The sequence below is a fragment of the Kitasatospora sp. NPDC004240 genome, from assembly GCF_053603215.1.
In genome coordinates, this window is record NZ_JBSGFD010000301.1 from 1,665 (window position 1) to 7,104 (window position 5,440).

At 74.6% G+C, this 5,440-nt stretch carries 5 protein-coding genes; all 5 read left to right on the plus strand.

The window, feature by feature from the left end; genetic code table 11:
• Positions 1-343, plus strand: a 343-nt coding sequence (locus ACWEQL_RS39535; protein ID WP_452155968.1) for an electron transfer flavoprotein subunit alpha/FixB family protein, incomplete at its 5' end; no start/stop codon positions are given.
• Positions 344-599: 256 nt separating this feature from the next.
• Complete coding sequence (locus tag ACWEQL_RS39540; RefSeq protein WP_452155970.1) at positions 600-2,021, plus strand: acyl-CoA synthetase; 1,422 nt, start codon at positions 600-602, stop codon at positions 2,019-2,021.
• 233 nt (positions 2,022-2,254) lie between these two features.
• Positions 2,255-3,106, plus strand: a complete 852-nt coding sequence (locus tag ACWEQL_RS39545) for a C40 family peptidase (RefSeq protein WP_452155972.1) — start codon at positions 2,255-2,257, stop codon at positions 3,104-3,106.
• A gap of 489 nt (positions 3,107-3,595) precedes the next feature.
• On the plus strand, positions 3,596-4,663 hold the full coding sequence (locus tag ACWEQL_RS39550) for an NUDIX domain-containing protein (protein ID WP_452155974.1): 1,068 nt from the start codon (positions 3,596-3,598) through the stop codon (positions 4,661-4,663).
• Between the two features lie 176 nt (positions 4,664-4,839).
• A partial coding sequence (locus ACWEQL_RS39555; RefSeq protein ID WP_452155976.1) for a DUF4184 family protein occupies positions 4,840-5,440 on the plus strand: 601 nt, incomplete at its 3' end.

A 5,440-nucleotide genomic window follows, 5' to 3' on the forward strand; every position in this document is an offset into this window, starting at 1 on the left:
CCGTGGTGTGGGTGCGGCGGAGGGCTTCGGGGTGGTGGAGGAGCTGGCGGACGCGTTGGGTGCGGCCGTGGGTGCCTCGCGTGCGGCGGTGGATGCGGGTTGGTACCCGCACAGCAACCAGGTGGGTCAGACGGGTAAGCAGGTGTCGCCGCAGTTGTATGTGGCGGCGGGGATCTCGGGTGCGATCCAGCACCGGGCGGGTATGCAGACGTCGAAGACGATCGTGGCGGTGAACAAGGACCCGGAGGCGCCGATCTTCGAGCTGGTGGACTACGGCGTGGTCGGTGACCTGTTCACGGTCCTGCCGCAGCTGACCGCCGAGGTCAAGACCCGCAAGGGCTGAGACCGCAGGTGACGTGAGGGCGCGTCCGGGTGAACCCCGGGCGCGCCCTTCGGCGTTCCCGGGCGGGGGCCGTCGGCGTTCTCCGGCCGGGCGTGCCGACACGGCCTGCGTGCCGCGCGTGCCGGGGCTCCGGGCTGGGGGCGTCGGGGCTCTCCAGAGCCCGGCGTGCCGGGGCGTGGCCAGGCCGGAAGCCCCGGGCCGGTGGTCGTAGAGTCGGGCCGGACGGACTACCGGCGCGGGCGAACGAGGGCGGACCATGACACTGTTGACGGCGATTCAGGGGACCTACGGCGACCGCGGTGACGCGCTGCGGATCGACGGGCGGGCGCTCTCCCGGGAGCAGCTGCTCGGGGCGGCGGCCGCCGTGGCCGACCGGGTGGCGGGCGCGCCGGCCCTGGCGGTGCACGCCCGGCCCACCGTGGAGACGGTGGTGGCCGTCGTCGGCGGCCTGCTGGCCGGGGTGCCGGTGGTGCCGCTGCCGCCCGACTCGGGGCCCAAGGAGCGCGAGCACATCCTGCGGGACTCGGGTGCGGCGCTGCTCGCCCACACGGCCGGTGAGGCCGTACCGGCGACGGCCGGCGTCGACCCGCTGCCCGTCGACCCGCTGGAGCGCTCGGGCACCTCGTACGCCGAGCCGGCGCCGGACAGCACGGCTTTCGTCCTCTACACCTCCGGCACCACGGGCGCGCCCAAGGGGGCGGTGCTCCGGCGTTCGGCCGTCGCGGCGGATCTGGACGCGCTCGCCGAGGCCTGGCGGTGGACCGCCGAGGACACGTTGGCGCACGGGCTGCCGCTGTTCCACGTGCACGGGCTGGTGCTCGGGGTGCTCGGCGCGCTGCGGACCGGCAGCAGGCTGGTCCACACCGGCCGGCCCGCGCCGTCCGGTTACGCGGCCTCTGGCGGCAGCCTGTACTTCGGCGTGCCGACCGTCTGGTCGCGGATCGCCGCCGATCCGGAGGCCGCCGGGCAGCTGGCCTCGGCCCGGCTGCTGGTCTCCGGCAGCGCGCCCCTGCCGGTGCCCGTCTTCGAGAAGCTCGCCGCCCTCACCGGCCACGCCCCCGTCGAGCGCTACGGGATGACGGAGTCACTGATCACGGTCAGCACGCGGGCCGACGGCGAACGGCGCCCCGGCAGCGTCGGGCTGCCGCTCGCAGGGGTGCGCACCCGGCTGGTCGGCGAGGACGGCGGGCCCGTCCCGTACGACGGGGAGAGCGTGGGGGAGCTGCAGGTCGCCGGGCCGACGCTGTTCGCCGGGTACCTCAACCGGCCGGACGCCGACGCGGAGGCCTGGACGGCGGACGGGTGGTTCCGCACCGGGGACGTCGCGGTGATCGGCGCGGACGGCTTCCACCGGATCGTGGGCCGCGCCTCGGTCGACCTGATCAAGAGTGGCGGCTACCGGATCGGCGCGGGTGAGGTGGAGGCGGCCCTGCGCGACCACCCCGCGGTGGCCGACGCGGCCGTGGTCGGCGTACCGGACGAGGACCTCGGCCAGGCGGTGGTCGCGTACGTCGTCCCGGACGGCGCGGTGACGGGGGAACAGCTGACCGCGTTCGTCGCCGAACGGCTCTCCGTCCACAAGCGGCCCCGGCGGGTGCTGCTGGTGCCCGAACTGCCGCGGAACGCGATGGGGAAGGTGCTGAAGAAGCAGCTGCTCACGGACCTTCAGGGGGGATGAGGGCGGGGGCTCTGCGGGTGTTCCGAGGGTGCCCGTCGGTGCGTGGTGGCGGGTGCCCGGCAGGTGCCCGTCGGCGTGGGGCGGTCCGGCGTGTCGCAGTGTCAGATGACGATCGGTCACCGATCGTGAACCCTTCCTTTGGCGCACTCCACTGCGCGGTGTGAGCGGACGCGTGCCTAACGTGACTGGCGGGCAGCTGAGTGCCCGTTCGACGAACGAAGGAAGACAGCAGGATGACCACCGTCAACACCTCCGCCCAGGCCTCCTCCCGTGGCACCCGTTCCTCCCGGGTGGGACGCGTCCGTCGGGGGATAGGCATGGTGGCCGTGATCGCCGCCGGAGCCGGAGTGATCGGCCTCGGCACCAGCGTGGGGACCGCGAGCGCCGAGCCCGCCCCCGCCCACGCAGGCTGGGACGGCTCGCGCTACTGGTTCAAGAACAGCCAGGGGCAGTGGCGCTGGACCAGCCACTACGACATCTACCTCGCCCGGACCACCGGCAAGAGCACGAGTGGCACGGGCGGCACCACCCGGGTGTCGAACGGCGGCATCAAACAGGGCTGGGACGGCTCGCGCTACTGGTTCAAGAACAGCAAGGGCGAGTGGCGTTGGACCAGCCATTACGACATCTACCTGGACCGGACGGGCGGCGGGGGGAGCGGCTCCGGGAGTTCCTCGGGCAGTACGAGCGGCTCGGCGGACTCGGCTGCCCCGGCGGCGGACGCCGATGTCGAGACCGCGGTGCAGTTCGCGCTCGCCCAGCTCGGCAAGCCGTTCCGGGCGGCGGGCAACGGGCCGGACGGGTACGACTGCTCGGGGCTGGTTCAGCAGTCGTTCAAGCGGGGCGGGATCTCGCTGCCGCGCGTCGCCAACGACCAGTACGCGGCCATCACGCCGGTCCGGTCCGGTGAGCTGCGTCGCGGTGACCTGCTCTTCTGGTCGGACGACGGCACCGCCCGGGGCATCCACCACGTGGCGATCTACCTGGGCAACAACCAGTACGTGGAGGCCGCCCGGCCCGGCACGCTGATCCGGATCTCCGGCATGGCCAGCGGCTACTACCCGACGCACATGGGGCGCCCGTGACGGGTGCGGCCAGGATGCGGCGAGGGGCGGGCGTGCCCGTGAGGGCGCGGGAGGGCGTGGGAGGGCGGGCCTGAGGGCCTGGGAATGTGTGGACCGGTCTACATCGGGGGCGAATATGTAGACCGGTCTACTGGGGGTGGGATGGGGTGGGGTGTGGGGCGGGTGTGGGGCGGATTATCGGGTGGGTTGTGGGGCGGGTTGGTGGTGGATTATGCAGACCGGTCTACATGTGGGGGCGGTGAGAATATGTAGACCGGTCTACTTTTAATGACCCCCTCCGCCCCGCCGCACGTCCCAGGTGACCGTCCGCACGCGTCCGACCTGGGCACATGCCGCTGTCACGGGGCGGTGGGAGCGCTGGTGGGCGGCGCTGTCAAGGAGGCATGGGGACCGGCGCGGCGGGGGTACCACCACGGGTGGCGCTGGTTCGGCTGACGGGGGCGCCGCCCGGTGCGAACGGCACCGGGGGAGTCGAGGGCAGGGGACGTTGTGATCGTCTGGATCAATGGCACGTTCGGGGCGGGCAAGACCAGTGCGGGTCAGGAGTTGGTGGAACTCCTGCCCGGCAGCACGCTGTTCGACCCCGAGCTGGTCGGGTTCGGGCTGCGCCGGATACTTCCGGCCGACCGGCTGGCGACGGTGTCCGACTTCCAGGACCTGCCGGCCTGGCGCCGGCTGGTGCCCGAGATGGCGGCCGCCCTGCTGGGGGAGGTGCCGGGACCGCTGGTGGTCCCGATGACGCTGCTGAGAGAGGACTACCGCGACGAGATCTTCGGCTCGCTCGCCTCGCACGGGATCGTGGTGCACCACCTCGTGCTGGATCCTGGAGAAACGATCCTGCGCGAGCGCATCGCCCAGCGCGACGAGTGCCCCGGGGACCCCGAGCGCAGCGCCCACGTCCGGCAGTGGTGCCTGGAGCACCTGCCCCGCTACCGGGCCGCCCGGCGCTGGCTGGCCCGGGACGCCCGAATGGTCGACACCGGCGGCCTCACCCCGCGCGAGACCGCGGCCCGGCTCGCCGAACTGGTGCGGGAGGGCTCGGCCCGCTGCCCGATCGTCCAGACCCCGGACCCGACCGGCGACACCGTGGCCGCCGCGGTGCTGTTCTTCGACGAGCAGGACCGGGTCCTGCTCGTCGACCCGGTGTACAAGCCGGACTGGGAGTTCCCCGGTGGCGTCGTCGAACGCGGCGAGGCCCCGACCGACGCCGCGCTGCGCGAGACCGCCGAGGAACTCGGCCTGCGGATCGACCCGGCGGCGCTGCGCCTGCTCGCGGTCGACTGGGAGCCGCGGACCGGCCCCCGCCGCGGCGGCCTGCGCCTGATGTACGACGGCGGGCTGCTGGACGCCAAGGCCCGGCAGGGGATGCGCCTGCAGCAGGAGGAGCTGAGGAGCTGGCGGTTCGTCACCCTGGACGAGGCCGCCGGTCTGCTGCCGCCCGGCCGCCACCGCCGCCTCGCCGCCGCCCTGGACGCCCGCCGGCGCGGCGAGCTGCGGTACCTGGAGGCCGGCTGTCCCGCCGCCGAGGGCCTCGCCCGCGCGGCCGACGCGGCGTGACGGGCCCGGCGTGACGGGCGGGGCGTGACGGGCGGGGCAGTTGACGCGCTCGGCGTGGCGGACCCGGCGTGCGGGGTGAGGGCGGGGTGTGACGGGCCCGGCGTGCGGCCCGGCGGCCGGTGTGCTCGACGGGCTGCCGAGGGGACGGAACGGGTCGGCACGGGCAGGATGAGGCCATGCCGTTCACGCTGAGCCACCCCGCCGCCGTCCTGCCGCTGCTGCGTGTGGCCGATGGGCGCGGACCCCTGATCGCGTCCGCGCTGGTGGCCGGGTCGATGGCGCCCGATGTGCCGTTCTTCGCCGAGTCGCTGTGCCCCGGTGTGTACCGGCACGGTGGCCTGACCCACCGTTGGTGGGCCGTCCCCACCGTGGACGTGGTGCTCGCCGGAGCCCTGGTGGCCGGCTGGCACGGGCTGCTGCGCGGTCCCCTGGTCGCGCTGCTCCCGGACGGCACGGCCGGCGCGGCCGAGGCGCTGACCGTACGGACCGGCGCCCGCCCGGTCGCCCCGGCGGACGTCGCCCGGTTCGCCGCCTCGGCCGCGATCGGCGCGGCCAGTCACGTGGGGTGGGACGCCTTCACCCATGCGGGCCGGTTCGGCAGCCGGCTGCTGCCGGTGCTGGACCGGCGGGTGGCCGGGGTGCCGGTTCACCACCTGATGCAGTACGCCGGCTCGGTGGCCGGCCTGGGGCTGCTCGCCCGCCACACCGGCCGGGCGCTGCGCGAGGCGGCGACGGTACGGGCGGAGCGTCCGGCGGGCGCCGGGCGGGCGCGGCCGC

Bases quoted from the DNA above. Each gene is read 5' to 3' on its own strand.
- ACWEQL_RS39540 (WP_452155970.1), top strand. From the start codon at position 600: ATGACACTGTTGACGGCGATTCAGGGGACCTACGGCGACCGCGGTGAC.
- ACWEQL_RS39545 (WP_452155972.1), top strand. From the start codon at position 2,255: ATGACCACCGTCAACACCTCCGCCCAGGCCTCCTCCCGTGGCACCCGT.